The sequence below is a fragment of the Natronococcus roseus genome, assembly GCF_043677095.1.
GTDB classification, from domain to species: domain Archaea; phylum Halobacteriota; class Halobacteria; order Halobacteriales; family Natrialbaceae; genus Natronococcus; species Natronococcus roseus.
This window is the reverse complement of the sequence record NZ_JBHLJR010000005.1, coordinates 214,445-238,665: the sequence shown is the minus strand read 5'-3', so window position 1 is coordinate 238,665 and position 24,221 is coordinate 214,445. Positions and strand designations below refer to the sequence as shown.

Here is a 24,221-nt window from a genome sequence, read left to right as displayed (position 1 = left end):
AGCGGCGACCTGTGAGGCTGGCCACGTGAAAGCGTATTTGAGCTGCCGAGGAAACGCGCAGCCTTAATATCCCCATCGGGGAATCCCACGGCTTCAGCCGTGGGAGGAGGTCAACCGCACTCGATTCCGGCGGGCCCGTTCGGTCGAGGACGACCCGCGTCGGCATCCCGTCCGGTGTACCCGATGATCGAACTCCAGTGGCTCGTCGCTGCCGTGGTCGTCGTCCCGCTCGGAGCCGCGGCGCTCTCCGTGCTCGCAAGCGGTCGGCTCGCCGAGGCCGGGTGGTCGATCGCCGCGGCGTCGCTGTCGGTGACGTTCGTCCTCTCGGTCGTGCTGGCGGTCGCGCTCGTCACCGGCGAACCGATCCAGTACCGGCTCTCGTCGGATCGCCTCGGCTACGCCACGGAGCTGCAGGCCGACGGCTTCTCGGGCGTGATCGTCCTGCTTGACTCGCTGGTCGCGCTCGGCGCGCTCGCCTACACTCGAACGGCGGGTCCTCGGGGGAACACCTTTTACGGGGGATACCTGGCGATCGTCGCGGGCGTGATCGGTGTCACCTTGACGGGCGATCTGTTCGTGCTGTCCCTCTTCTTGCTGTTGCTCGGGCTCTCGACGGTCGCCCTCGTCGACGCGACGGGAACCGGGTGGGACAGCGACGTGACCCGTCGGTACGTCGTGCTGTGGACCCTCGGCGTCGGCGTCTACCTGGCGGGGGTCGCCGTCGCGGTCGTCGCGACGGGAACGGCGAACATGGCGCTGCTGGCCGAGCGGCTCCCCGCGGTCGGCTACGCCGACCCGCTGGTCGTCGCCTCGTTTCTCCTGATGGCCGTCGGCCTCGGGATCAGCATCGGCCTCTTCCCGTTTCACACCTGGCTCGTCGACGCCCACGGCGTCGCCCCCGACGCCCTGAGCGCGCTGATCTCGGGCGTGATCCCCGCCGCGGCCGTCTACGCCTTCTCGCGGGTCCTCTTTACCGTCTACACGACCGACTTCCTCGCGGCCAACCCGATCCTCGTCGACGGGATCCTGGCGGTTTCGCTTGCGACGATGCTGCTCGGCAACCTGCTTGCGGCGGTCCACCGGGGGATCAAGGACGTCCTCGCGTACTCGACGATCTCTCAGGCCGGCCTCGTCGTCGCGGGCTTTGCGATCGCCAACGAGGACGCGATCTTCGGCTCGATCCTGCAGCTGTTCGGCCACGGGATCGTCAAGGGGGCGCTCTGTCTCGTCGCCGGCATCTTCGCGCTCCGCTTCGAGGCCCGCTCGCTCGAGGAGTACGCGGGCCTCGCGAACGAGGCGCCGCTGCTGGGGGCGACGTTCGCGCTGCTGGGGATCGCGATGATCGGCCTCCCCCCGACGGTCGGCTTCGTCGGCAAGTGGTACATCGCGCTGGGAGCGATCCAGCACGGGATGTGGCTCGTCGCGGCGCTGGTCGTCGTCAGCACGCTGTTGACGCTCGCCTACGTCGTCCCCTTCATCAGCCGCCTCTACTTTCATCCGTTCGAGGGCCCGCGGAACACGGAGGCCCGGGTCACGGTCGGAACGGTCGCCGTCGTCGTCGCAGCGACCGCCGTCGCGCTCGCGATGGGCGTGAGCTCGGGGTGGATCGAGGGCCTCCTTGCGACGGCGATCGAGGAATTCGCCTCCTGACACCATGCACGGAACACACACGCGACACCGACGCCGGAGGTGCGAGCCCCGATGAGCGACGGCGCCGCGGAGGTCGCGACGCTGCGTCCGTTCCTCGCCGTCCTCGTCCCCGCGCTGGTCGTGGTCGCCGTCGCGCTCGCCGACGAGCGACCGACCCTTCGCGAGGGAGTGAGCCTCGTCGGCTCGCTCGCCACCTTCGCCGTCGTCGCGAGCATGCTCCCTGGCGTCCTCGAGGGTCGGGTCTACGTTACCCACCTCGGCACGTTCGCCACCGGGATCGAGTTCGCGTTCCGGGCCGATCCGCTCGGGATGCTGTTCGGCGTCGTCGCGAGCGCCCTCTGGATCCCGACGGCGATCTACAGCGCGGGCTACCTGCGGGGCCACGAGAAAGCGCATCAGACCCGCTTTTTCGCCGCGCTGGCGCTGAGCATCGCCGCGGCGATGGGCGTCGCCTTCGCCGCGAACCTGCTCGTGCTCGTGTTGTTCTACGAGCTGATGACGATCGGCACCTACCCGCTCGTCGCCCACGACGGCACCGAGCGGGCCCGACAGGTCGGCTACAAGTACCTCGCGTACGTCCTCGGCGGGGGCACCCTCGCGGTCGGCGGCACGCTGCTCGTCTTCTGGCTGGCCGGTACCGCGACGTTCGCGCCCGGCGGGATCGACGCGTTCGCGGACGCGGCGGGCGAGAATCCCTGGCTTGCCCGGATCGCCTTCGGACTCCTGGCCGCGGGCTTCGGCGTCAAGGCTGCGATCATGCCGTTGCACGGCTGGCTGCCGAGCGCGATGGTCGCGCCCACACCCGTTTCGGGGCTGCTCCACGCCGTCGCGGTCGTCAAGTCCGGGGCGTTCGCGCTCGCCCGCGTCGTCCTCGAGGTGTACGGCCCGGCGACGACGGAGGCCCTCGGGCTCGCGGCGCCGCTGGCCGGCGTGGCGGCCGCGACGATCCTCCTGGGGAGCCTGCTCGCGCTGCGCCAGGACGACCTGAAGCGACGGCTCGCGTACTCGACGATCGCACAGCTCTCGTTCATCGTCCTCGGCATCGCGCTGCTGACCCCGTCGGCGGTCGTCGGCGGGCTGGTCCACCTGCCGGTCCACGCCGTCGGGAAGCTCACCCTCTTTTTCTGTGCCGGCGCGCTGGCCGTCGAGTGCGGGACCAAGAAGGTAAGCGAGATGGCGGGGATCGGGCGCCGGATGCCCCTGACGATGGTCGCCTTCGCCGTCGGGGCCGCCAGCCTGGCGAGCATCCCGCTGTTCGCCGGGTTCGTCAGCAAGTGGCACCTCCTGTTGGGTAGCGCCGAGGCGGACAACGGGGTCGTGCTCGCGCTGTTCGTCGTCTCGGGCGGGCTCAACGTCGCCTACTTCTGGCCGATCGTCTACGCCGCGTTCTTCGAGGACGCGGACCCCGACCCGAAACCGATCGTCGAGGAACCGATGGGCGGAACCCGGACCGACGGCGGGGCCAAATCCGAGCCGACGGACGCATCGACGGCCGCCATCCGGGCACAGGGTGACGGCGGCCCCACCGTCGGAGCCGAGTGGGAGCGCCGCACCCCGACGGGCGCCGAGACGACGTGGCTCCTGTTGGGTCCGATCCTCGCGGTGGGCGCGCTCGTCGTCGCGGTCGGGATCGCCGCCGACTGGCTGTTCGTCCTCGAGGCCGCCCGCATGGCCGCCGAGAGCGCGGGGGTGAGTCGCCCGTGATCGGGAGCGGTTCCGACGCGCTGCTTTCGGTCCAGCCGCTGGCGATCGTCGTCCTCGCCACAGTGCTGGTTCCGTTCTGCTCGCGACGGCTCGCGCACGTCCTCGGAGCCGTCGGGCTCGGCCTCGTCGCGGCGTGGACGCTGCTCGTCCCCGACGGGACCGGGCCGACGGTGCCGTTCCTCGGGCTCGAACTCGTCCTCGTGAGCGTCGACGACGCCTCGCGGCTCGTCGGGCTGGCGCTCTCTGCGTTCGGGGCGCTGGCGGTCGGATACGCGTTCGTCGTCGGTACCGACACCCGTCACCTCCTGATCGCGCTGGCGTACGCCGGAGTCTCGCTGTGGACCGTCTTCGTCGGCGACTGGCTCGCGCTCGCGCTCGGCTGGGAGCTGATGGCCGTCGCGAGCACGCTGCTGGTGTGGTACCACGGCGGCGAGGCGGTGCGGGCGGGGTATCGCTACGCGCTGGTCCACGCCGTCGGCGGCGGCCTGTTGCTGGTCGGCGTCGCCCTCCACTGGGTCGCCGTCGGCCCCTCGGCGACCGCGCTGCAGTACGATGGAACGGGGATCAGTCCGGGACTAGCCGCGGTCGCGGTCGGCCTCGCCGTCGGCGTCAACGCCGCCCTGATCGGCGTCCACGTCTGGCTGCCCCGAACGTACGCCGCACCACACGTCGCGACGTCGGTGATCCTCTCGGCGTACACGACGAAGGTCGCGGTGTACGCGGCCTACCGGGCGTTCCCCGAGGGAAACCTCGTCCTCGCGTCCGTCGGCGCCGCGATGACCGTCTACGGTGCGGCCTACGCCCTCGCACAGAAGGACATGCGCAAACTGCTCGCCTACCACATCCAGGCTCAGGTCGGCTACATGCTCGCCGGGATCGGACTGGGCTCGGCGCTGGGGGTCGCGGGCGGCTTTGGCCACCTGTTCAACAACGTCCTCTACAAGGGGCTGCTGTTCATGGTCGCGGGCTTCGTCGTCGTCCGTACGGGAAAGAACAAGCTCGACGATTTCGGCGCGCTCGGGCGGGCGACTCCCCTGCTGTTCGCGACCTTCCTCGTCGCCGCGCTCTCGATCACCGGCGTCCCCGGCTTCAACGGGTTCGTCACGAAGGGGATGGTCCTCGACGCGGCCGCCGAGGCCAACGCGACCCTCCTCGAGGCCCTGCTGCTGGCCGGGGCCGTCGGGACGTTCGTCTCGTTCATGAAGTTCGGCTACTACGCCTTCCTCGAGGGCGAGCACGCCTCGATCCCCGACCTGTCGCCGGCCGATCTCGCGGTTTCGGCGCCGATCGCGGTCGCCTGCGTCCTGCTGGGCGTGTTCTACCCGGTACTGTTCGCGCTCCTGCCGGCGACCGACGCCTGGAGCACGGACCCCTACTCGGCGGCCCACCTCTACAAGGCCGTCGTGCTCGCGGGCGGCAGCCTCGTCGCGTTCGTCGTCGCGAAACCGCTGTTCGGCCGCGTCGCTGGAGGGAAGGACGTCGACGAACTTCGGGATCCGCTCGTCTTCTACGGTACCGGCGCCGTCACGGACGTCCTCGTACGGAGTTACGGGTGGGTCGACGAGCAGGTCGCTCGCGCGGCTGCGGCCGTCGTCGTCGCGGTTCGGAACCCGGAACGGACGGTTTTGGCCGCTCTTCCGGACTCGCTGGAGGACCGCTACCGGGACTGGGCTCGGCAGACGTGGGACGAGTCGGGGCTGAAGACGACCGTCGCGCTCGTGTTCGTGGCGCTCGTGATCGTGCTGGTGGTCGGACTGACGTTTTAGATGTGGACCCGACGACACGCCGAGTGGTTATATTCCGCCCAGCGGCACACCTCGTATGACCGGAAGCGGTACCGTCGAACCTGTTTTCACTGCGCCGGAAGCCGAGGGGGAGACGGGGGAACGAACCGCCGTCGAAGCGGTCGCCGGGCGGGGGACTTCGCGGCGATCGCTACTTCAGCGAACTCGAGACCGAAACGTTCGTCGAGTGGGAGTCGGACGAGGAGCGCCACGACGGGTACGACCTCACGCTGATCGAACGCGAGGCCGTGACGGAGATCGGACGTGAAATGGGGATCGAACTCGAGCCGAGCGAACATCGACGGACCGTCGAGACGCGCGACGTCGCGCCCAACCATCTCGGCGGGCGGCGGTTCCGGGTACAGGCGCTCGTTCACCGGGGCGGGCTCCGGCCGGACGTGCTCGAGGACGGGACGGTTCGATCCGGAGACGTCGTCGAACCGCTCGAGTGAGTCATACCTCTGGGCCGGAACGTCGCGAAGAACCCCGGCACGAGGGCCGCAATCTCTCTCTCTACGAGGTGCTCCCGGCGGCTGACGCCAACTGTCCGCGACGAAGGTTTCGGCGTTCACGCCGGGCGAGGATGTTACCGTACTAGGTGGGCGTCGACTACAGCTTGTGCGCGATCTTCTCGACGGCGACGACCAATCGGTGGAGCAGGAAGTACAGATACACGAAGAGGCCGACAACGGCGACGACGAGGAGTCCGAGCAGGAGCTGTCCGGTCACCAAGCCGTATGCGAGACTCGCGAGCGCGAGGACGGCAAACCCGACCCCCACTGGAGCAGGGAGTTCCGTCCGAGTAGCGCCAGTATTCATGAAGCCGATGTTCTACCGGGAGTGCAAGTGTTTTCCTCACCGCAACCCTCACCGCAGATTGGCCGTCGACCGCGTTCTCACACACGCTGCCGTTTTTCGCCCGACATCTGCGTGACCTCGAGGACGCTCTCCGCTGCTACCGAACCGCCCGCGTCGCGTCGTCGATAATCTCGAGAGCCTCCTTTAGCTCCGCCGTCCCCGTGGCGTATGAGAGGCGGGCGTACCCCTCGCCGTTGGCGCCGAAGGCGCCGCCGGGGACGACGATCACGTCCCGCTCGAGCACTTCGTCGCACCAGCCCTCGGGCACCTTCGGCATGACGTAGAACGCTCCCGACGGCGTGGGAACCTCGAGGCCGGCGTCCTCGAGACCGTCGACGACCAGATCGCGGCGCTCCTCGAAGGCCGCGACCATCTCCTCGACGGGATCTTGGGGACCGGTCAGGGCGGCCTCGGCGGCGTACTGGGCGGGCGCGGAGGCGCAGGCCTGTGCGTACTGGTGGACTCGCAGCATCCGTTCGATCCGACGGTTGGAGCCGAGGACCCAGCCCAGCCGCCAGCCCGTCATCGAGTAGGTCTTCGAGCAGGCGCTGACGACCACGACGTTGTCGCTCTCGGCGAACTCGAGGGGCGAGCGGTGTTCGCCCTCGAAGACGATCCGTTCGTACACCTCGTCGGAGAGACAGAGGACGTCGTGTTCGTCCGCGATGCGGGCGAACTCGCGCATGTCCTCCTCGCTCTGGACGGCACCCGTCGGGTTCGCGGGGCTGTTGACGACGAACGCGGCGGTCTCGTCGGTGATCGCCGCCTCGACCGTCGCGGGGTCGAGGGTGAGGTCGTCGCGCAGGCCGACGGGTTTGGGCGTCCCGCCCGCGATGTGGGTCAGGGCGTCGTAGGAGACGAACCCGGGATCGGGGAAGATGACCTCCTCGTCGGGGTCGACGTGGGCCTCGAGCGCGAGGTGCAGCGCCTCGCTCCCGCCGGAGGTGGCGATGACCTCGGCGGGATCGACCTCGAGTCCGAACTCCCGGTCGTAGTTCTCGGCGATCGCCTCCCGGAGCGATCGGGTTCCCTTGTTCGACGTGTAGGCGTCGGTCCGCTCGGCCTCGATCGCCTCGATCGCCCCCCGCCGGGCGTGGTCGGGCGTCGGAAAGTCCGGCTGGCCGATTCCGAGGTTGATCGCGTCCTCGCCGGCGGCCTCGAACACTTCCCGAATGCCGCTGATCGACACCTGCTCGACCCGGGCTGCAAACTCCGTCATAGCTACACCGGTGTTGCCGACCCCGATAACTCTTGATGTGTTCCACGCTCGACCGCGAGGGCGACTTCCCCGAGGGTGGAATCTATTTGTTCCGACTGGTGGTGAGACCCCACGCCATGTACGAGACGATCCTCGTCGCGACGGACGGCAGCGACCCGGCGAGCCGCGCGGTCGATTACGCAGTCGATCTCGCGTCGACGTTCGACGCCGACCTCCACGGGATCTCCGTCGTCGACACGTACCGGTACGGCGACTCGATGCTGTCGGGCGATCGGACGATGGTCGACGAGCTGCGGGATCACGCCGAAAGCGTGCTCGAGGAGCTCGAGGACCGTACCGATCGCGAGATGACGACGGAGCTCCGGCGAGGGCGGCCCCACGAGGAGATCGCCGACTACGCCGCGGCGATCGACGCGGATCTGGTCGTGCTCGGCAACCGCGGGCTGGGCGCCGGCGGCGAGATCGGGAGCAGCGCCGAACGACTCGTCAGGGGCGTCGACCGACCGGTGCTGACGGCCTGACCCGGACGCGAACCGTTAGGCGTCCGGCGATCCAATCGTCGCTCGAATGAGCCAGAACGACGGTTCCGACGCGCCGAACCGATCGATCCTCGTCCCGACCGACGGCAGCGACGCCGCCGAGGCCGCCCTCGAGCGAGCGCTCCGCTTCGCTGACTGCGAGGGGGCGACCGTCCACGTGCTCTCGGTGGTCGACACGACGGCGAACCCGATGCGCTTCGGCGTCGCGGAGGTCGCTGACCTCGACCGGGCGCGGACGGAGCTCGTCGACGGTATCGTCGACGCCTGCGGCGGCCGAACGTCGGGGTTCGAGGTTCGAGGGGCGGTCCGTCGCGGCCGTCCGACGGCGACGATCCTCGAGTACGCCGAGGAGCACGGGATCGACCTGCTCGTCGTCGGCCGAACGGGCCGGGGCGGCGTCGCCGCCGCGCTCCTGGGAAGCACAGCTGACCGACTGGTGCGCCAGGCGTCGATCCCCGTCGTGGTCGTTCCGAACGGCGACGGGTGCGACGACCGATCCCGCGGAGCCGAGTAGCTTTATTCCGCTCCGCGGTGTACGGCCGTCGACTCGCCGCCTGGAGCCCGCCGGCTCGAGGCGATCCAGGGCACCCAACTCATGAACTACAAGGAATTCGTCGGTCAGGTCCAGCACAGACTCGAGTACGCACAGTTCGGCCAGGCCGTCCGGGCGACGCGGGCGGTGCTGACGACGCTCGGCGAGCGGCTCCCGGAGGGGGAGGCGACCGATCTCGCCAGTCCGCTCCCGATGGAGATCGACCGCTACCTGAGCGAGGCCGAACACGGCCAGCGCTTCGACTACCACGAGTTCCTCGATCGGGTCGCCGAGCGCGAGAGCGTCGATCGGGCGGACGCGAACTACCACGCCCAGCAGCTGCTCGCGGTCGTCGCCGAGGACGTCCCGCCCGGAAACATCGAGAAGGTTCGCAACGGACTCCCCGAGGACTTCGACCCGCTGTTCGAGCTGATCGGGGCTCCGGAGGAGTGATCGACGACTCGCAGCGGTCGATCGCTCGCGTCTCCCGGTCGGGTCGAGACGCGCGACTCGAGGGCGTTTCGGCGTCGGCCGCGAGAGCGCGGATCAGGCGGGCGCCCCGCGAACCAGCGTGACCGTCCGCGGCGAGCGGCGGGCGACCCGCTCGGCGACCGACCCCGTGAACAGCCGGGCCGCGAGCGAGCGGCCGTGGCTCCCCATGACGAGCTGATCGTAGCCGCCCGACTCGGCGTACTCGACGATCTCCCTCGCGGGCGCTCCGGGCGCGGTCTCAGTCTCGAGCGTCGCCCCGCGTTCGTCGGCCAGCGTCGCCGCCGACTCGAGGATTTCCTCGGCTCGACTCTCGCGGTCCTCGAGGACCGCCTCTAGGTACGTTCCCTCGACCGCCGATCGCGGCCGATCGAACGGGAGATCCAGCGCGTGGAAGGCGGTGTGGGAGGCGTCGGGAAACGTCTCGAGGGCGTCGGCGAGCGCGGCCTCGGCCTGCTCGGAGCCGTCGAGGGGGACCAAGATCTCGCCGGGAAGCTCCCGGTCCCGGATCGCCGCGGTCGTCTCGGGGACGACCGTCGTCGAGACCGACGATCGGCGGACGACGGCCTCGCTCACGCGGCCGAGGAAGGGACGGGTGATCGGCGACTGACCGTGGCTGCCGAGGACGACGTGGTCCGCGCCCTTCTCGTCGGCGACCGCGAGGATCTCGGTGTGGGGCGTGCCCGTTCGGAGCTCGGTCCGGAGTTCGCGACCGTACTCGTCGGCGCGGTCGGCCGCGCGCTCGAGAACCCGCTCTCCCCGCTCCTGTGCGCGCTCGGCGGTCGGTTCCGACGATCCGACGGTCGCCGTGTGATCGTGTGCGGGGTCGGCGACGAACAGCGCGGTCGGCGACGCGTCCGGAAACGATGCGAGGCAGTACTCCAGCCCGGCGAACCCCCGGTCCGATCCGTCGACGGGGACGAGGACGTCGTATGACATGGTTGTGGTGAAGTCGGGCGTCGGCCCGCTCGGACTCGTTTCCCACGCCGACGGAAATAAAAACGACGGGCGAGTCGATCGCCGCGCCAGCGGAACTATGGGGCCGGCGGTCCCTGATCCGATATGGAGCTCGGCCTCACCGTCGGCGACTCGCTCGAGCGCGCCGACCGAACGATCGACGGCTTCGACCTGCTCGAGCTGTCGATCGGCGAAGGGACGGACCCAAACGGGATCGACACCGACCGCCTCGAGGGGCTCCTCGAGCGGGAGGACGCCGACCTCTGCGTCCACCTGCCGTTCAAGCAGGTCGTCGTGACGCCCGTCGACGGGATCAACGACGCGATCCTCGACTATCAGCGGGAGCTGCTCGAGTGGGCGGGATCGGTCGGCGCCGAGAAGGCGGTTCTCCACGGGACGGCACGGAACCCACACGACACGGACCTCCGGCCGGTGTTCGCCGAACAGCTTGCGGCCATCGCCGACGCCGGCGCCGACGCGGGCGTCGAACTCGTCGTCGAAAACGTCGGCCACCAGAAGCGTGGCCTGCCGCTGTCGGTGCTCGGCGATCTGGCCCGCGAGACCGACACCGCGGTCTGTTTCGACGTCGGCCACGCCTACATGGAGGACGGCAACGACGGAGTCAAGCGCTTCCTCTCGCGGTACGGCGACCTCGTCTCTCACCTGCACGTCCACGACGCCCGCAGTCGGGGCGACACCCACCTCCCGCTGGGGGCCGGCGAGATCGACTACGGAATCGTTGCCGATCGACTCGAGGGGTTCGACGGCACCGTCGCGATCGAGGTCTTCACCGACGACGTCCCGCTGCTGTGCGACACCGCCGAGCGGGTTCGGGGACACCTCGAGGGCTGATCGGGTCACACTCGAGCCTGCGGCGGAGACTGAGCGGTAGTTTGAACAGTTCAGGGGCAGAACAGTCGGTGATGGACTCATCGAGCGACTCGAGCGCCCTCCTCTTGCTCGCCGGAAGCCTGCTCGCGGTCGCGTTCGTTTACGGCGTGTTAGTACCGAGCGACGTCCTCGGCGGCGACGGCTCGCAGGTGGTGCTGTACGTCGTCGTCGGCTGGGTGCCGTTCACGCTCGTCTTCTACGCGCTAGGACGCGGGTTCTCCTCGCCGGAGGCGCTGCCGAGCATGCGCAGCGCCGACGCCGGGCTCGCGCTCGTGCTCGTCTTGCTCCTGCTCAGCCTCGGCCTCGAGGCCTGGGGGATCTCGCCCGAACAGCTACCGGAGGCGTACGTCCTGCAGGCGGTCGGGATCTTCGTCGGCCTCGCGCTGTTCGGCTGGGGGATCGGCCGTCGCTCGCGGGCGATCGGTCACCGGGCCGACTCCTGATCCTCGCCGACGACGAGGACATCGACGTCACCCTCTCTGATGACGCCGTCGGTGACGCTGCCCAGCATCATCCGGCTGACCCCGCCCCGTCCCCGGGTTCCCATGACGACGGCGTCCGCGTCGACCTCGTCGGCGTAGTCGAGAAGCTCCCGGACCGGAACGCCCTCGCGGATCTCGGTCTCGACCTCGAGGCCGCGCTCCCGGGCTCGCTCGGCGAGCCGCGCGACGAACTCCTCGGCCCGCTCGGCGAACGCGTCGGCGGCGCTGGCGTCGTCGCCGGGGAGCCGAACGGAACCCAGCGGTCCCTGCTCGACGACACAGACGACGTGGACTGCGGCGTCGGTCGTCTCTGCGAGGTCGAACGCCCGCTCGGCGGCGTCCTCGGCGTACTCGCTGCCATCAGTGGGAACCAGAATCCGATCGTACATGTCCGTCCGTTCTCCCGCGGACTGGATAAGTCCGGGTGGCGTCGGCGAGCGCCGAGAACCGCGAGCGAGCCGTCGGCCCGCGGCTCACCGCCGCGCCCGAACGTACTGGACGGTCGCGGCGACCGCGGCGAGCAACGATGGGAGCTCGTAGGGTTGGGCGTGCAGCGTCAACACCGCTGTCGCGACGAACAGCGCGCCCGCGAGGACGGCGTACCCGACCGCGGGATCGCTCCCGCTGGGTGGACCGACGGGGTCGGTCCTGACGACGAGTTCGCCCCGCTCGAGCTGGCCGAAGACGGAATCGAACCGGGCTGGCGCCCGCGCAAGGACGGGTGCCGACTCGCGCAGGTCGGTTCGAGTCTCCGCGAGCAGCGCCTCGAGCTCGCTCTCGATGAACCCGTGGTCGACGAGAAACGACCGCGTCGCTCCGAGGAAGTCGAACTCGGGGTCGAGGCTCCGACAGACCCCCTCGCCGACGGTGCCTACCCTGACGAGCAACATCACGTTCGGCGGGATCCGGAACGGAAAGTCCCGCAGCATCGACAGCAACTCGGTGATGATCGCCCGCCAGGTAATCTCCGAACGCCCCTCGAGGTTCTCGATCACCAGCTCGAGGACCCGCCGAACCGCGACCCGGTCGACGGTCGGCTCGAGCACCTCGAGCGCGATGAGCGTGTTCAACAGGCCGTCGACGTCCCGGCGAACGAGCGTGCGGTACAGGTTCGTGATGTCCTCCTGTTCCTGAGGGGTGAGCCGCTGGCTCATCCCGTAGTCGTAGATGACGAGTCGCCCGTCGCCGGTTATCGCGAGGTTCCCCGGGTGCGGATCGGCGTGAAACACGCCGTCGACCAGCCCCATCTTCAGGTAGGTCCGGGCGATCAGGGTGGCCATCTCGGTCGGGTCGGTGTCGGCCGCGGCGAGGGCGTCCTCGTTGGTGATCTTCCGTCCCTCGACGAACTCCATGGCGATCACCCGCTCTGAACACAGTTCGTCGTACGTGTCGGGAACGACGACCCGGTCGTCGTCGGCGAAGTTCTCGCCGATCTCGTCCATGATCGCGGCCTCGCGCTCGAAGTCCAGTTCCTCGAGGATGATCGCCTCGAAGTCGTCGGCGACGTTCTCCAGCGAGTAGCGCTGGCGCTCGTCGGCGAACGTCGCGAGCAGCGGCACGAACCCCCTGATGACCCGCAGGTCGCGCTCGATCATCGAGACCAGCTCCGGTCGGCGGACCTTCAGCGCGATCCGCTCCCCCTCGTACGCCGCGGTGTAGACGAACGCGAGCGAGCCGCCCGCGACGGGCTCGAGGGTCTCGAGGTCGAGGTCGTCGCCCAGTTCCGCCTCGAGGACGGCCATCGGGTCCCCACCCGTGTTCTCGGGTACCTCGTCTTGCAAGCCCGAAAAGACCTCGACGTACGTCGGGGGGACGACGTCCGGACGCGTCGACAGCACCTGGCCGACCTTGATGAACGCGGGGCCGAGATCGAGCATCGTCTCGGTGAGGCGTTCGGCCCGCTCGCGGTGGGTCGCCGTCGACACCCGACGCGGTGGCCCGAACAGGAGAAACCGGCGCCGGTCCCGGAGCAGGGCGAGCGCGACGGGGAGAAATCGGAGCAACACCTGAGCGTACCGCAGGTAGTAGCCGTAGCCGTTCATCGCTCGAGGGCGGCGTTGGCGGCGATCGTCTCCCTGTCCATAGCGGGGGTTCGGCTCCCGGTCACAAATACGTCGGCACCCTGGCAATCCGGGCGGCGGTTGCACGAACGATCCCTTTCGCTCTTTCCCAGCTTCTTGGAAGTCGTGGGTGGGAATATAGTGCTCGCTCGCGTTCGATCGAGTATGTACGATCGACTCCTGTTGCCGACCGACATGAGCGCCGGCATCGACGACGCCATCGACCACGCGATCGACGCGGCACAGCGGTACGACGCCGAACTCCACGTCCTGTACGTCGTCGACACCGACGCCTACAGCTCGTATCCCGGCGACGAGTACGTCCACGAGTTCGAGGGCTTAGAGAGCGCCTTGGAGCAGGCCGGCACCGACGCCGTCGAGGCGATCACCGAGGAAGCCGAAGCGGCCGGGCTCGAGACGACCGAGATCGTACGCCACGGCGTCCCCCACGAGGAGATCCTCAGGTACGGCGACGAGGCCGACGTCGGACTCACGGTGGTCGGCTCGAAGAACCGCTCGGGCGAGTACCGACGGCTGCTCGGGAGTGTTGCCGAACGGGTCGTAAACCTGTCCGAACGGCCGGTGACGGTCGTCAAGTCCCCGGTCGACGAGTAGCGGACCGCGTCCCTCTCAGTAGCTAGTCACACGGTTTCTTGATGCAGGTTATCGCGTGAAAATCGCGTTACGCATAGCAACCTCTTTTACCGGGGGCATCGGCTGGCGTCTGCGACGCCAGCCTCAACCCCCGGCAAAACCCGTTGATGCCAAAAGGCCGCCGTCGCGGGGTTTCATCCCGCTCCGGCGGTGAACCGCTCGCTTCGCTCGCGGATGCTCGGCATTTTCCGCAGTGTTCCATTCGCCCCCTCTACGCAACACAACGAAACCGCGGTCCCAATTACTGCTATCGACCGTCGCTCAAGGGACGAGCCGCGAAAGTGACCCCGTTTTTCTCGCTCGGTTGCCGAGCCGAACGCTTAGGAGCCGTCGAGCCGACGATCAGGTATATGGATCACGAACGGCTCAGGGACGAAATTCCGGCCCTCGAGCGCGCCAGCTACTTCAACACCGGTGCGGGCGGCCCCAGCCCGCGGCGGGTCGTCGAGGCCGCCGAGTCCGCACTCGAGTCCCACGAGTACGAGGCGCCCGTCGAGGAGGGGATGTACGTCGCCGCGGGCGAGAGCCACGACGCGACGAAGCCCGCGGTCGCCGACCTGCTGGGGGCGAGCGAGGCCGAGGTCGCGCTCACCCAGAGCACAACGGATGGGATCAACCGCATCGCCGGCGCGATCGACTGGGACGCCGAGGACGTCGTCGTCCGGACCGACCTCGAACACCCCGCGGGGATCCTCCCCTGGCGCCGCCTCGAGCGCGAGTACGGCGTCGAGGTGCGCGTCCTCGAGACCGAGAACGGACGGGTCGACCTCGAGGACGTCAAGACCGCCCTCGAGGGCGCGACGCTGTTCGAGTTCAGCTCGATCACCTGGACCCACGGCACTCGGCTTCCGGTCCGCGAACTCGTCGATATCGCCCGGGACGCGGGTGCAGCGACGCTCGTCGACGCCGTCCAGTCGCCCGGTCAGACCCCCGTCAACGTCAGCGAGTGGGGCGCCGACTTCGTCGTCGGCGCGGGCCACAAGTGGCTGCTGGGCCCCTTCGGCGCCGGTTTCCTCTACGTTCGGGAGGGCGTCGAGGCAGACTACGCGCCGAGCGCGATCGGCTACCGCAGCGTCGTCGACCCGAACGCGCCCGACTACGAGTACGCGCCCGGCGCTGGCCGGTTCGAGGTCGGGACGACGAGTCCCGCGACCGACGCGGGACTCCGGCAGGCGATCGACCTCCACCAGGAACTCGGCGCCGACGCCATCGAGTCGCGCATCGAGACGCTGACCGATCGCCTCAAGGACGGGCTCTCCGACGAGCGCCTGCTGAGCCCGCGTTCGTTCGAGTCTGGGCTCGTCACCGCCGACGTCGACGACCCCGAGGCGACCGTCGAACGGCTCGCCAGCGAGGATATCGTCGTCCGCTCGCTGCCGTACCCCGACGCGATCCGGATCTCGGTTCACGCGTTCAACACCCGAGACGAGATCGATCAGCTGCTCGAGGCGCTGTAGCGCTCACTTGACGTCGGGGTCGCGAGCGACGACGACGGGCGTCGGCGACCGACGGACGACGTTCTCTGCAACGCTGCCGAGTAACACCCGCGTGATCCCCTCGCGGCCGTGACTGCCCATGACGATCGCGTCGTACCCCTCCTCCTCCTCGGCGTACTCGACGATCCGGTCGTCCGGCTTCCCGGCGAGGATCTCGGTCTCGAGGTCCCGGCCGCGGTCGGCCGCCAGCTCCCGGGCGGGTTCGAGGAGTTCGTCGGCGTACTCGCGGGCCTTCTCCGTGACCGGTGGTCTGACCCCGGGACCCTCGAAGGTGCCCCAGTACCCCTCCGGGATCTGGATGACGTGGAGGGCGGTGACGTCGGCGTCGGGGAACGTCTCGAAGGCGAACTCGAGGGCGTACCCTGCGGGCTCGGAGCCGTCGTAGGGGACGAGGATGCGGTCGCTCATAGCGGGAGTATTCCGACGGCTCGCATAATGATATCCACCGTCGTCGGCGCTGACACCTCGATTCGACCGCGGAGCCGGCGGTCAGCGTCCGAGGCGCGATCCGAGCCGCCGCAGCCTCGAGGGGACGGGATCGTGGCGCTTCGCGAGCACGACGGTTCCGGCCGCGTGGCGACCGACCGCCTCGGAGATCGTTCCCAGGAGCTTTCGCTGGACGAGTCCGCCGCGGGAGACGCCCAGCACGGTGAGGTCGTGCTCGGTCGTCCGGTCGGTGATCGTCCCCGCGACGTCGTCGGCCTCGACCAGTTCGCGCTCGACCGACGGAACGCCCTCGAAGGCTCCTGCGGTCTCGGCGAGGACGGCTCGTGCCTCCTCCCGGGAGAGTTCGGGCTCGTCGGACTCGAGAACGTGCAACAGCGTTACGTCGGCGTCGTTCGCGCGGGCGACCGAGGCGGCCGCCTCGGCTGCGAACGCGTCGTGGGGGCCGCCGACGACCGGGACGAGCACCGACTCGACGTCGCCGGTCGGCGTCTTGATCCGCTTGACGAGGACGTCACAGCCGGCGTCCCCAAGGACCTTATCGAGGTGGCTGCCCAGGATGACGTCCCGTCGGGGCGGTCGACCGCGCCACCCCAGCAGGATCGCGTCGACGTCGTGCTTGTCGACCGCGCCGACGATCCCCGTAGCCACGCCGCGGGCCATCCGGATGCGCCTGTCGACGGGGATGCCCCGGGACTCGACGCACGCCGCGGCCTCCTCGAGCATCGCCTCGGTCTCGTCCTCGAGGAGGTATCGCCGTCCGTCCTGCAGCGACAGCTGGGCGGGAACCTCGAGGACGTACACCAGTAGGATGCGGGAGGAGCGGTCGGTCGCGATGTCGATCGCGGTGTCGAGCTGGCGGTCCGCGGTTTCGGCGTTCGCGACCGGGACGAGCAGGGTCCCGTCGACGTCCGTGGTGTGGTTCGTCGTTGCCATGGTCGACTCACCGAACGATCGTCACCGGAACCGGTGCCCGGCGTGTCACCGTCTCGGCGACGCTCCCGATGAGGATCCGCGAGATGCCCGAGCGCCCGTGGCTGCCGATGACGACGTGGTCGACGTCCTCGGTCTCCGCGTACTCGAGGATCGTCCGGGAGGCGCCGCCGGTCTCGACGGCGGTCTCGAGCTCGGTCGTCTCCAGAACGCCCGCTTCGCGGAGCCGCTCGCGGGCCTCCTCGCAGATCTCCTCGCCGCGTTCGCGTGCGCGGTCGAACGCCACGGGGTCGTAGTAGCCGCCCTCGGCGCCCGCGTACGAGCCCGCGGAGGGGTCGACGACGTGCAGGGCGGTGATCCGACTGCCCTCGTAGTTCTCGGCGGCGTGCTCGAGTGCGGCCCACGAGGGCTCCGACCCGTCCAGCGGAACCAAGATGTGTCGTGCCATACGAGGGTCGACGCGATCGGGACATAAAGCGTTCAGTGGTAATTCTCGACGGCGCGGAACGGCCGACACCGCACCCAGGAGTCGTGGACGGAAGCGTCGCGTTCGCACCGATGCTTCGTATCTGGTGCGGTGACACTCGCTCTCCCGTGAATTACCATTATATAACGTTCCGGTGTAGGTGTGACGATGTTCGACAGGATCCTCGTTCCGGTGGACGGCTCCGATCACTCCCGGCGCGCGCTACAGGTCGCGGCGACCGAGTTCGAGACGAACGAGATCGTCGTCTTGCACGTGCTCGACCCGTTTCGCGCCGCCTCGACGACGGAAGAGGCGGTCTGGAACGACGAGTACATGGATGAGCGCGAACGCGAGGCCGAGGCGTTACTCGAGGAGTACGCCGAGTTCGGGGCCGAGTTCGACGTTCCGGTCAGGACGGAACTCGCCCGCGGTTCGCCCGCGCGGGCGATCGTCGGCGCCGTCGACGACCTCGACGTCGACCACATCGTCGTCGGGAGCCAGGGTCGATCGGGGATCGGCCGCGTGCTACTCGGCAGTGTGGCCGAAACCGTCTCGAGGCGGGCGCCCGTCTCCGTGACGATCGTTCGCCCCGAGAAGTAGCGCGGGATCCTCCCGCTTCGCCGCGACCGTAGAGCTACGGTTCCGACGGGACCTCCTTGCGTCCGGACAGCGTCTCGGGATCGAGCTGAAAGTCCCGAAACTGAAGCTCCTCGCGGGACCGCTCGAAGACGTCGATCTCGGGGATCTCGATCCCCCACATCCCCTGGACGGTCGTCGAGTCGTACGACGTCTCCTCGACGGGCTCGAGCCGACCCGTCGCGACGGCGCTGCGCCAGCCGTCGTCGGTTTCCGCGTACGTGACGAACGACACCGGTCGGTCGACGAGCTCGGTCTTCCGACTCTCCGGCGGCAGCGAGAGGCGGAAGTAGAACGCCTCGATATCGGCGTTGTACCCGTAGGAGACGGGTATCGATGCCGGCGCGGTGTCGGCGTCGGCGCCGAAGGAGATGACGCCCGTTCCGCCCCGTCCGAGGAACGCCTCGAGCGCCGACCCGCTCAGCCGGTGCCAGCGTGAGTCGCGCATACTCCGACGAACGGCTCGAGGCCGCAAAACACCTCGCTCCGGGAATAGTGACTGTATTGGCAACGAGAACGCGCCCTCGAGCATCAATACCCGTGCGGTGGTGTGACGGGTATGACGTTCGTCGTCCCGTTCGACGGTTCCGAGCTCGCGGCGGCCGCGCTCGTCCGTGCACTCGAGTACGGACGCGCCCTGGAGGAAGACGTCGTCGCGGTCAGCGTCGTCCCCGAGCGCAACCGCTACGCCAGGGAGAAGGGGTGGATCGCCGACGAGGAGCCGTTCGATCCCGAGCGGATCGTCGCGACCCTGCGAGACCACGTCCGCAAGCTGGCCCCGGAAACGTCGTTCGACGCCGAGCGAATTCGGGAGTTCCCGCCCGAGGATCGACTGGCCACCCACATCGAGCGGCTGGTCCTCGAGCACGACCCGAGCGTCGTCTTCCTCGGCAGCGACAACGTCGGCCGCGTCGTGACGCCGCTGACGAGCGTCGGCGTCCACCTCGCGGCCGAGGACGCTTACGACGTGTTCGTCGTTCGTTACCCCTCGCCGCCGACGGTCGCGGGGATCGATCCCCACGAATCGTTCTACGAAGAATCCTGATCCGTGATCGACCGCACGGTCAACATCGTCACGTTCGCAGACGGAACCACGCGCTGAGGGACGCTGCCGTCGGCCAGTCGCTCGAGGGTCGACCTGCTCTCGATTCCCACCACGAGCAGGTCGGCGCGCTCGCGGCGTCAACGCACGGTCAACACCGGACAGTGCGCCCGTCGCAGGACGCGATCGGTGGTGCTTCCCAGCAGGTCGCCGGTGGCTCCGCCTCGCCCCCGCGTTCCCATCGCGATCAGGTCGCCCTCGAGCCCGTCGGCGTACTCGAGCAGTTCCTCGTCGGGAACCCCCCGGAGGACGTCGGTCTTCACCGACAGGCCGCGCTCGCGGGCGTCCTCGGCGACCGCCTCGACGGCGTTTTGCCCGCCCTGTTTCAGCAGGCCGACCATACTCCGGGAGGTCTCCTCGAGGTCGTAGCTGGTGGTGTCGACCACGTAGGGAACGTAGACGGACGCGCCGTAGGTCTCGGCGAACTCGAGGCCGCGCTCGGCGGCGCGTTCGGCGGCGTCGCTGCCGTCGGTGGGTATCACGACGCGGTCGTACGAGATCTCGTCGACGGCCGGTGTGTCGCCCTCGAGTCGAACCGCGATCACGGGACGATCGGCCCGGGCGACCACGCGCTCGGTCGTGCTCCCGAGCCCGACGGACGGACCGTCTCGGGTGCGGGTTCCCATCACGATCAGGTCGACGCCCTCGCGCTCGGCGTACTCGAGGACGAGTTCGTGGGGAGTTCCCTCCCGGACGGCCCGCGTCGTCTCGACGTCGAGCTCCGCCGCGCGTTCCTGAACGCGCGCGGTTGCCTGCCGCCCGCGCTTCTCGGCCCGCCCTCGGAGTTCGTCGCGCGCTTGCTGGTCGAGGCCCACGGGTTCGGCGCCGGTTTCGACGACCGAGAGGACGTGGACCGTCGCGTCGAACCGTCGAGCGAACTCGAGCGTGCGGTCGATTACACCGTCGGCGTCGCCACCGTCGTCGATTGGGAGGAGTATCGTCGAGTACATCTGGATCGTCGCAGGGTACGCGATCGACCAACAAGAAAGGTTGCCGAGCGAGCGACGGGCGTTCCGCCCCGGACTATTTGCTTCGCGGCCGCGTCAGTACCCGCAGTCATGACCGCTCCCAGGTTCGGCCACGTCGGCTCTCGAGACCTCGCGCTGTTTACCGATCGGTACGAGCTGACGATGATGCAGGGATACCGCGACGCGAACCACGACCGGCTCGCGACGTTCTCGGTGTACTTCCGATCGCTGCCGCCGGATCGCGGCTACGCCGTCGCCGCGGGACTCGAGCAGGTGCTGGCGGCCCTCGAGGAACTCGAGTTCGACGCCGACGCGCTGGCGTTTCTCGCCGACCAGGGGTTCGACGACGCGTTCCTCGCCGAACTGGAGTCGTTCTCGTTCAGCGGCGAGCTCCGCGCGGTTCCGGAGGGAACGCTCGTCTTCCCGAACGAACCCCTCCTCGAGGTGACGGCGCCGATCCTCGAGGCACAACTGCTCGAGACGCTGGTGCTCAACCAGGTCGGCTACCAGACGCTCGTAGCGACGAAGGCCGCGCGGATGGCCGACGTCGTTGCCCGCCACGGCAACGGCCAGACGCTGGTCGACTTCGGTTCACGGCGAGCCCACGGCGTCGACGCGGGGCTCAAAGCCGCCAGGGCCGCGTCCGTCGGCGGGTTCGACGGCAGTTCGAACCTGCTGGCCGGGGAACGGTTCGGGGTGCCGACGTACGGAACGATGGCCCACTCGTGGGTCCAGAGCTTCGAGACCGAACGGGCGTCGTTCGAGGCGTTCGCCGACAGCTACGGCGACGACGCGATCTACCTCGTCGACACCTACGACACGGTCAGGGGAGCCGAACGCGCGGTCGCCGTCGCCGACGAGCGCGGCGTTCGGCTGGGCGGAGTGCGCCTCGACTCGGGGGATCTGATCGAACTCTCGAAGGCGGTCGACGACGTCGTCGGCGACGCCGGCATCGTCGTCTCCTCGAGCGTCGACGAGTTCTTCCTCCGGGAGTTTTTCGACGCGGGCGGCGTCGCGACCGCGTTCGGTCCCGGGACGGCGCTGACGACGAGCGGGGACGCTCCCAGCAGCGGCGTCGTCTACAAGCTCACTGCGGTCGAACGGGACGGCGACCTCGAGCCGAGCATGAAGCTCTCGCCGGGGAAGGTGACCTACCCGGGACGGAAGCAGATCTACCGCGTCGAACGGGACGGCTCGTTCGTTCGGGACGTCCTCGCGACACGCGGGGAGTCGATCGACGGTCGGCCGCTGCTCGAGACGGTCGTCGAGAACGGCTCGCTCGTCGCCAACCCGCCCGCCCTCTCCGCCGTCCGCGAGCGAACCCGGAGTCAGCTCGAGCGTCTCCCCGAACGCCACCGTCGGGTCTCCGAACCCGACGCCTACGAGGTCCGGATCAGCGACGGGCTCGAGCGCCTCAGGCGAGAGACGGAACGAGAGATCGCGGACCGAGAGCGGCGAGAGTGAACGTGCGACGAAACTCCGACGCAACCAGTCGGTAATCGGTCAATTCAGAGCAGTACGTATTACATACATATGTGCGTAAGGGACAGCTATCGGATTCCGGCTGTTCCCCCGCGATCGAGGACGGATGCCGGGAACGGTTTCTCGGCCCGGTAATCGAACGGGAGCGTACCGATCGGCTGGTCGCCGACGCGGATCGGTCTCGGGAAGCGGCGGGTGGACGAAGAGCGCGTCGCAGACGAACGCCATCGCGGTCAGCGCCCCGAACAACACTCCAAAATGGAACGCGACCGGGGTGAGCAGACCGACCAGTACGCCGCCCACCAGACAGACGACGATGCTGCCGAGGAGTTCGTCGTAGTAGTCGGCCATCGGTGCTCACCTCGTCTAGGGAAACGGGACGTCGGGAGATAACAGCCACCACAGATTCTCATCGGCCGGGAACGGGAGGTCGAGTTTCGGTCCCGAAAGCCCCGTTGATCGGCTCGAGGCGACGTCGGCTACTCCGTTTCGATCTCGATGTCGCCGACCTGCGTCGATTCGTGGTACGTACAGATGTACGTCGTCATCTCCTCGGTTGCAGTGACGCCCTCGAGCGTCGTCTCCTCGCCCTCTTCTTCGACGTCGTCGCTCTGGTAGTCGTCGACGATCTCGCCATCCTCGTCTCGAATCTCCAGGTTGTGGAGGATCCCGTCGGCGTTGACCCACCTGAAGTCGTACTCCTGGCCCTCGATGAGGGTGATCGTCGGGTTGTCCTCGCCGTCGATGAACTCCGGCTCGAGCCCGGTCCAGGCCTCGACCCGTCCCTCGAAGGCGAACTCGTCGACGTCCCCCCAGTCCTCGTCGGCCGTCTCCTCCTCCGGTTCCGCGTCCTCGTCATCGGTCGGCTCCTCCTCGCCGTCGTCGTTGCCACAGCCCGCGAGGAACACGACGGTCGACGCGCCCGCGAGTCGTAACAGGTCCCTCCGTGCGGTCTCGGTCATCGGATCGTCGCTACACCGAAGGGTGTAGTAAACACCGTTCGCGACGGCGATGATAGTCGCGAGCGATCGGTAGTCACCGGTCCTGTCGCGTGCGAGTCGTCACCGATCGGCGCGTTTCCCGACGGAACCGGACTACGAAAGGGTCCGTCCGCCCGTCTTGCGGCCGGTGAGCTCCGCGATCTCGAGTTCGTACACCGACCACTCGAGGGCCTCGAGATCCTCGTCGAAGATCCGTGGCTTTCCGAACCGCTCGATCATCGTCGCCTCGTCGAACGCCTCGCTCTCCCGGTCGGTCAGCTCGCGGATCGGCCCGAGCGCGACGATGCTCCAGGAGCCGTCGGGCGGTTCGACGGCGTACAGCAAGAGGCAGGCCTCGGTCGTCGCCTCGAGATAGGACAGCTTCGTGCTCGCGCCGTCGTCGGTGAGTCGGACGTACAGCGCCCCGTCGTCGTAGTAACAGCCGACGGGGATCGCGTAGGCCGATCCCTCACTCGCCAGCGCGAGCACGCCGGTGTCGGTCGTCTCGAGGGCCTCGAGGAGTTCGGTCTCGTCCATTCCGAACGTGTACACGTACCCGATCCGATCGAGGGACATATTCTGGTCCTACGCGCGGACAGGGTATGAATCGTCACCCCCTCACCATCGGGGCTTTTCGATCGGCTGTGGGGCGTCGTCCGGACGTTCCGCCGACGGTCGATCAACCGTCCCTCCAGCCGAGCGAACCGCGCCGACGTTGAGCGCCGTGATCACGTCGGTCCGCGTGACCAGTCCCGCGAGCCGCCCGCGGTCGTCGAGGACGACGAGGCGGCCGATGTCGTTTCGCTGCAGCGAGACGAGCGCCTCCCAGGCCTCCTCGGTCGGCGAGAGCGTCTCGAGGTCGGTCGCCATCGCATCCCGGACCGTCCGCGAGTCGCGCTCGCTGGGCGGGACCGTCCGGGCGTCCTCGAGGGTGACGACGCCGGCGATCGAACCGTTCTCGACGACCGGAAACCCCGTGTGCCGGTGTTTCATCATCGCGTCGAGCAGTTCGGCGATCGTCGTCTCCGGGGAGACGGTGTCGAGTTCGTCGACCGGCGTCATCACGTCCGCGACGGTGATCCCCTCGATGGCGGCCTGAATCGCGGTCTGGCGGGCCTCTCCGGTCGCCGCGATGTAGATGAAGAAGGCGATCGCGATCAGGAAGACGTTGAACGCGAGCAGGCCGAACAGCCCCAACAGGAGGGCGAACGTCTTTCCGACCTGTGCGGCCTGTGCCGTCGCGACGGTGAACGGGCGATTCCGTCCCAGGATCGCCCGGAGGACCCGTCCGCCGTCCATCGGAAACCCCGGAAGCATCTTGAACGCCGCGAGGACGACGTTGATCGCCGCCAGATACGCGAAGACGAACTGCGCGGTCTCGAGGGTCGCCGGAACGACGAGGACGAGCGCGTAGAACCCGACACCGAGGCCGACGCTGACGATCGGCCCGGCGATCGCGATCGCCAGCTCCTGGCGCCAGTTCGTCGGCTGCTCGGAGAGCTGTGCGACGCCGCCGAGCAGCCAGAGCGTAATCGAGTCGATCGGGAACCCGTAGCGGATCGCGACGACCGAGTGCCCCAGCTCGTGTGCCAGGACGCTCGCGAACAGGCCGATCGCCGCGGCCGCGCCGAGCAGCCACGGCGTCGAGCCCGTCGAGACTGCCTCGAGAGCGATCTCCGTGCCGAGTAGCCCGTTGAGTACGGGCACGAGATCGCCGATCTGGATCGCGATGAGCCACGCGAACGCCGGCAGGATCAACAGGAAGGTGACGTCCAGCTTGATCGGGATCCCCAGCAGCGAGCCGATCCTGAAGCTCCTGAACAGAGGCTCGGTACGGCTCGAGCGACCTTAGCTCACCACCTCACTCGAGTAGTTCGAGCCAAACGATCGGGACG

General features: G+C 68.6%; 26 protein-coding genes and 2 pseudogenes. 14 read left to right on the top strand and 14 right to left on the bottom strand.

Annotated features, from left to right (window positions below):
• Window positions 1–183 precede the first annotated feature (183 nt).
• From ACFEMD_RS15190 to ACFEMD_RS15175, 4 genes and pseudogenes are all read left to right on the top strand, one after another.
• Complete coding sequence (locus ACFEMD_RS15190; RefSeq protein WP_394741939.1) at window positions 184–1,650, top strand: proton-conducting transporter transmembrane domain-containing protein; 1,467 nt, start codon at window positions 184–186, stop codon at window positions 1,648–1,650.
• Between the two features lie 51 nt (window positions 1,651–1,701).
• Window positions 1,702–3,354: a proton-conducting transporter transmembrane domain-containing protein gene (locus tag ACFEMD_RS15185; RefSeq protein WP_394741937.1), complete on the top strand. Its 1,653-nt coding sequence runs from the start codon at window positions 1,702–1,704 to the stop codon at window positions 3,352–3,354.
• A complete protein-coding gene (locus ACFEMD_RS15180; RefSeq protein WP_394741936.1) occupies window positions 3,351–5,120 on the top strand; it encodes a proton-conducting transporter transmembrane domain-containing protein in 1,770 nt (589 codons plus the stop codon). Before ACFEMD_RS15185 ends, ACFEMD_RS15180 begins: the two co-directional genes overlap by 4 nt.
• Before the next feature lie 55 nt (window positions 5,121–5,175).
• A pseudogene (locus ACFEMD_RS15175) lies at window positions 5,176–5,590 on the top strand (MOSC domain-containing protein).
• Between the two features lie 157 nt (window positions 5,591–5,747).
• On the opposite strand, the gene ACFEMD_RS15170 reads toward ACFEMD_RS15175, so the two are convergent.
• Together ACFEMD_RS15170 and ACFEMD_RS15165 are read right to left on the bottom strand one after the other, a co-directional pair.
• Window positions 5,748–5,957: a hypothetical protein gene (locus ACFEMD_RS15170; RefSeq protein WP_394741935.1), complete on the bottom strand. Its 210-nt coding sequence runs from the start codon at window positions 5,955–5,957 to the stop codon at window positions 5,748–5,750.
• Between the two features lie 136 nt (window positions 5,958–6,093).
• Window positions 6,094–7,215, bottom strand: coding sequence for a pyridoxal phosphate-dependent aminotransferase (locus ACFEMD_RS15165; RefSeq protein ID WP_394741934.1), 1,122 nt, complete (start codon window positions 7,213–7,215; stop codon window positions 6,094–6,096).
• Window positions 7,216–7,331: 116 nt separating this feature from the next.
• Between ACFEMD_RS15165 and ACFEMD_RS15160 the strand changes: the two genes are divergently transcribed.
• The 3 genes from ACFEMD_RS15160 to ACFEMD_RS15150 all read left to right on the top strand — a co-directional run bounded on the left by ACFEMD_RS15160 (window position 7,332) and on the right by ACFEMD_RS15150 (window position 8,739).
• On the top strand, window positions 7,332–7,736 hold the full coding sequence (locus tag ACFEMD_RS15160) for a universal stress protein (protein ID WP_394742255.1): 405 nt from the start codon (window positions 7,332–7,334) through the stop codon (window positions 7,734–7,736).
• A 46-nt stretch (window positions 7,737–7,782) separates the two neighbouring features.
• Entirely contained in the window at window positions 7,783–8,268 is a 486-nt protein-coding gene (locus ACFEMD_RS15155) for a universal stress protein (RefSeq protein ID WP_394741931.1), read from the top strand.
• Between the two features lie 81 nt (window positions 8,269–8,349).
• Window positions 8,350–8,739, top strand: a complete 390-nt coding sequence (locus ACFEMD_RS15150) for a DUF2267 domain-containing protein (RefSeq protein ID WP_394741929.1) — start codon at window positions 8,350–8,352, stop codon at window positions 8,737–8,739.
• A gap of 93 nt (window positions 8,740–8,832) precedes the next feature.
• On the opposite strand, the gene ACFEMD_RS15145 is transcribed toward ACFEMD_RS15150, so the two are convergent.
• Window positions 8,833–9,714, bottom strand: coding sequence for a universal stress protein (locus tag ACFEMD_RS15145; protein WP_394741928.1), 882 nt, complete (start codon window positions 9,712–9,714; stop codon window positions 8,833–8,835).
• A gap of 123 nt (window positions 9,715–9,837) precedes the next feature.
• On the opposite strand from ACFEMD_RS15145, the gene ACFEMD_RS15140 reads away from it, so the two are divergent.
• Window positions 9,838–10,584, top strand: a complete 747-nt coding sequence (locus tag ACFEMD_RS15140; protein ID WP_394741927.1) for a sugar phosphate isomerase/epimerase family protein — start codon at window positions 9,838–9,840, stop codon at window positions 10,582–10,584.
• Window positions 10,585–10,655: 71 nt separating this feature from the next.
• Window positions 10,656–11,066 carry a hypothetical protein gene (locus ACFEMD_RS15135; RefSeq protein WP_394741926.1) on the top strand — a complete coding sequence of 137 codons (411 nt, stop codon included), beginning with the start codon at window positions 10,656–10,658 and terminating at the stop codon, window positions 11,064–11,066.
• On the opposite strand, the gene ACFEMD_RS15130 is transcribed toward ACFEMD_RS15135, so the two are convergent.
• Together ACFEMD_RS15130 and ACFEMD_RS15125 are read right to left on the bottom strand one after the other, a co-directional pair.
• Window positions 11,048–11,494 (bottom strand): universal stress protein, encoded by a 447-nt coding sequence (locus tag ACFEMD_RS15130; RefSeq protein WP_394741924.1) that lies wholly within the window; start codon window positions 11,492–11,494, stop codon window positions 11,048–11,050. The two genes, ACFEMD_RS15135 and ACFEMD_RS15130, sit on opposite strands and share 19 nt — an antisense overlap.
• An 84-nt stretch (window positions 11,495–11,578) precedes the next feature.
• Window positions 11,579–13,147, bottom strand: a complete 1,569-nt coding sequence (locus tag ACFEMD_RS15125) for an ABC1 kinase family protein (RefSeq protein WP_394741923.1) — start codon at window positions 13,145–13,147, stop codon at window positions 11,579–11,581.
• Window positions 13,148–13,330: 183 nt separating this feature from the next.
• On the opposite strand from ACFEMD_RS15125, the gene ACFEMD_RS15120 reads away from it, so the two are divergent.
• Entirely contained in the window at window positions 13,331–13,780 is a 450-nt protein-coding gene (locus tag ACFEMD_RS15120) for a universal stress protein (RefSeq protein ID WP_394741922.1), read from the top strand.
• Window positions 13,781–14,169: 389 nt separating this feature from the next.
• Window positions 14,170–15,276: an aminotransferase class V-fold PLP-dependent enzyme gene (locus ACFEMD_RS15115; RefSeq protein ID WP_394741919.1), complete on the top strand. Its 1,107-nt coding sequence runs from the start codon at window positions 14,170–14,172 to the stop codon at window positions 15,274–15,276.
• A 3-nt stretch (window positions 15,277–15,279) separates the two neighbouring features.
• On the opposite strand, the gene ACFEMD_RS15110 is transcribed toward ACFEMD_RS15115, so the two are convergent.
• From ACFEMD_RS15110 to ACFEMD_RS15100, 3 genes are all read right to left on the bottom strand, one after another.
• The gene (locus tag ACFEMD_RS15110) at window positions 15,280–15,723 is read right to left on the bottom strand and encodes a universal stress protein (RefSeq protein WP_394741918.1); all 444 of its coding nucleotides are present in this window, start codon (window positions 15,721–15,723) and stop codon (window positions 15,280–15,282) included.
• An 81-nt stretch (window positions 15,724–15,804) separates the two neighbouring features.
• Entirely contained in the window at window positions 15,805–16,695 is an 891-nt protein-coding gene (locus ACFEMD_RS15105; RefSeq protein WP_394741917.1) for a universal stress protein, read from the bottom strand.
• Window positions 16,696–16,702: 7 nt separating this feature from the next.
• Complete coding sequence (locus tag ACFEMD_RS15100; RefSeq protein ID WP_394741915.1) at window positions 16,703–17,140, bottom strand: universal stress protein; 438 nt, start codon at window positions 17,138–17,140, stop codon at window positions 16,703–16,705.
• Between the two features lie 186 nt (window positions 17,141–17,326).
• Here ACFEMD_RS15100 and ACFEMD_RS15095 point away from each other — a divergent pair, with 186 nt between their 5' ends.
• A complete protein-coding gene (locus ACFEMD_RS15095) occupies window positions 17,327–17,758 on the top strand; it encodes a universal stress protein (RefSeq protein ID WP_394741914.1) in 432 nt (143 codons plus the stop codon).
• Between the two features lie 34 nt (window positions 17,759–17,792).
• Here the strand turns inward: ACFEMD_RS15095 and ACFEMD_RS15090 are convergent, their stop codons facing one another.
• Complete coding sequence (locus tag ACFEMD_RS15090; protein ID WP_394741912.1) at window positions 17,793–18,242, bottom strand: pyridoxamine 5'-phosphate oxidase family protein; 450 nt, start codon at window positions 18,240–18,242, stop codon at window positions 17,793–17,795.
• 111 nt (window positions 18,243–18,353) lie between these two features.
• Here ACFEMD_RS15090 and ACFEMD_RS15085 point away from each other — a divergent pair, with 111 nt between their 5' ends.
• The gene (locus ACFEMD_RS15085; protein ID WP_394741911.1) at window positions 18,354–18,839 is read left to right on the top strand and encodes a universal stress protein; all 486 of its coding nucleotides are present in this window, start codon (window positions 18,354–18,356) and stop codon (window positions 18,837–18,839) included.
• Here ACFEMD_RS15085 and ACFEMD_RS15080 read toward each other — a convergent pair.
• Window positions 18,824–19,846: pseudogene (locus ACFEMD_RS15080) on the bottom strand (universal stress protein). The gene ACFEMD_RS15085 and the pseudogene ACFEMD_RS15080 sit on opposite strands and share 16 nt — an antisense overlap.
• A 108-nt stretch (window positions 19,847–19,954) precedes the next feature.
• Here ACFEMD_RS15080 and ACFEMD_RS15075 point away from each other — a divergent pair.
• A complete protein-coding gene (locus ACFEMD_RS15075; RefSeq protein ID WP_394741910.1) occupies window positions 19,955–21,328 on the top strand; it encodes a nicotinate phosphoribosyltransferase in 1,374 nt (457 codons plus the stop codon).
• Window positions 21,329–21,367: 39 nt separating this feature from the next.
• Here the strand turns inward: ACFEMD_RS15075 and ACFEMD_RS15070 are convergent, their stop codons facing one another.
• The 4 genes from ACFEMD_RS15070 to ACFEMD_RS15055 form a co-directional block, all read right to left on the bottom strand.
• Window positions 21,368–21,697: a hypothetical protein gene (locus ACFEMD_RS15070; RefSeq protein WP_394741908.1), complete on the bottom strand. Its 330-nt coding sequence runs from the start codon at window positions 21,695–21,697 to the stop codon at window positions 21,368–21,370.
• Between the two features lie 128 nt (window positions 21,698–21,825).
• Window positions 21,826–22,308 (bottom strand): PKD domain-containing protein, encoded by a 483-nt coding sequence (locus ACFEMD_RS15065; protein ID WP_394741907.1) that lies wholly within the window; start codon window positions 22,306–22,308, stop codon window positions 21,826–21,828.
• 132 nt (window positions 22,309–22,440) lie between these two features.
• On the bottom strand, window positions 22,441–22,902 hold the full coding sequence (locus tag ACFEMD_RS15060) for a pyridoxamine 5'-phosphate oxidase family protein (RefSeq protein WP_394741905.1): 462 nt from the start codon (window positions 22,900–22,902) through the stop codon (window positions 22,441–22,443).
• A 42-nt stretch (window positions 22,903–22,944) separates the two neighbouring features.
• The gene (locus tag ACFEMD_RS15055; RefSeq protein ID WP_394742254.1) at window positions 22,945–24,150 is read right to left on the bottom strand and encodes a CBS domain-containing protein; all 1,206 of its coding nucleotides are present in this window, start codon (window positions 24,148–24,150) and stop codon (window positions 22,945–22,947) included.
• Window positions 24,151–24,221: the final 71 nt, after the last annotated feature.

What these genes read in the sequence shown, in the direction of transcription:
- ACFEMD_RS15190 (WP_394741939.1), top strand. Translation starts at nt 184, where the DNA reads ATGATCGAACTCCAGTGGCTCGTCGCTGCCGTGGTCGTCGTCCCGCTC.
- ACFEMD_RS15185 (WP_394741937.1), top strand. Translation starts at nt 1,702, where the DNA reads ATGAGCGACGGCGCCGCGGAGGTCGCGACGCTGCGTCCGTTCCTCGCC.
- ACFEMD_RS15170 (WP_394741935.1), bottom strand. Translation starts at nt 5,957, where the DNA reads ATGAATACTGGCGCTACTCGGACGGAACTCCCTGCTCCAGTGGGGGTC.
- ACFEMD_RS15165 (WP_394741934.1), bottom strand. Translation starts at nt 7,215, where the DNA reads ATGACGGAGTTTGCAGCCCGGGTCGAGCAGGTGTCGATCAGCGGCATT.
- ACFEMD_RS15160 (WP_394742255.1), top strand. Translation starts at nt 7,332, where the DNA reads ATGTACGAGACGATCCTCGTCGCGACGGACGGCAGCGACCCGGCGAGC.
- ACFEMD_RS15155 (WP_394741931.1), top strand. Translation starts at nt 7,783, where the DNA reads ATGAGCCAGAACGACGGTTCCGACGCGCCGAACCGATCGATCCTCGTC.
- ACFEMD_RS15150 (WP_394741929.1), top strand. Translation starts at nt 8,350, where the DNA reads ATGAACTACAAGGAATTCGTCGGTCAGGTCCAGCACAGACTCGAGTAC.
- ACFEMD_RS15145 (WP_394741928.1), bottom strand. Translation starts at nt 9,714, where the DNA reads ATGTCATACGACGTCCTCGTCCCCGTCGACGGATCGGACCGGGGGTTC.
- ACFEMD_RS15140 (WP_394741927.1), top strand. Translation starts at nt 9,838, where the DNA reads ATGGAGCTCGGCCTCACCGTCGGCGACTCGCTCGAGCGCGCCGACCGA.
- ACFEMD_RS15135 (WP_394741926.1), top strand. Translation starts at nt 10,656, where the DNA reads ATGGACTCATCGAGCGACTCGAGCGCCCTCCTCTTGCTCGCCGGAAGC.
- ACFEMD_RS15130 (WP_394741924.1), bottom strand. Translation starts at nt 11,494, where the DNA reads ATGTACGATCGGATTCTGGTTCCCACTGATGGCAGCGAGTACGCCGAG.
- ACFEMD_RS15125 (WP_394741923.1), bottom strand. Translation starts at nt 13,147, where the DNA reads ATGAACGGCTACGGCTACTACCTGCGGTACGCTCAGGTGTTGCTCCGA.
- ACFEMD_RS15120 (WP_394741922.1), top strand. Translation starts at nt 13,331, where the DNA reads ATGTACGATCGACTCCTGTTGCCGACCGACATGAGCGCCGGCATCGAC.
- ACFEMD_RS15115 (WP_394741919.1), top strand. Translation starts at nt 14,170, where the DNA reads ATGGATCACGAACGGCTCAGGGACGAAATTCCGGCCCTCGAGCGCGCC.
- ACFEMD_RS15110 (WP_394741918.1), bottom strand. Translation starts at nt 15,723, where the DNA reads ATGAGCGACCGCATCCTCGTCCCCTACGACGGCTCCGAGCCCGCAGGG.
- ACFEMD_RS15105 (WP_394741917.1), bottom strand. Translation starts at nt 16,695, where the DNA reads ATGGCAACGACGAACCACACCACGGACGTCGACGGGACCCTGCTCGTC.
- ACFEMD_RS15100 (WP_394741915.1), bottom strand. Translation starts at nt 17,140, where the DNA reads ATGGCACGACACATCTTGGTTCCGCTGGACGGGTCGGAGCCCTCGTGG.
- ACFEMD_RS15095 (WP_394741914.1), top strand. Translation starts at nt 17,327, where the DNA reads ATGTTCGACAGGATCCTCGTTCCGGTGGACGGCTCCGATCACTCCCGG.
- ACFEMD_RS15090 (WP_394741912.1), bottom strand. Translation starts at nt 18,242, where the DNA reads ATGCGCGACTCACGCTGGCACCGGCTGAGCGGGTCGGCGCTCGAGGCG.
- ACFEMD_RS15085 (WP_394741911.1), top strand. Translation starts at nt 18,354, where the DNA reads ATGACGTTCGTCGTCCCGTTCGACGGTTCCGAGCTCGCGGCGGCCGCG.
- ACFEMD_RS15075 (WP_394741910.1), top strand. Translation starts at nt 19,955, where the DNA reads ATGACCGCTCCCAGGTTCGGCCACGTCGGCTCTCGAGACCTCGCGCTG.
- ACFEMD_RS15070 (WP_394741908.1), bottom strand. Translation starts at nt 21,697, where the DNA reads ATGGCCGACTACTACGACGAACTCCTCGGCAGCATCGTCGTCTGTCTG.
- ACFEMD_RS15065 (WP_394741907.1), bottom strand. Translation starts at nt 22,308, where the DNA reads ATGACCGAGACCGCACGGAGGGACCTGTTACGACTCGCGGGCGCGTCG.
- ACFEMD_RS15060 (WP_394741905.1), bottom strand. Translation starts at nt 22,902, where the DNA reads ATGTCCCTCGATCGGATCGGGTACGTGTACACGTTCGGAATGGACGAG.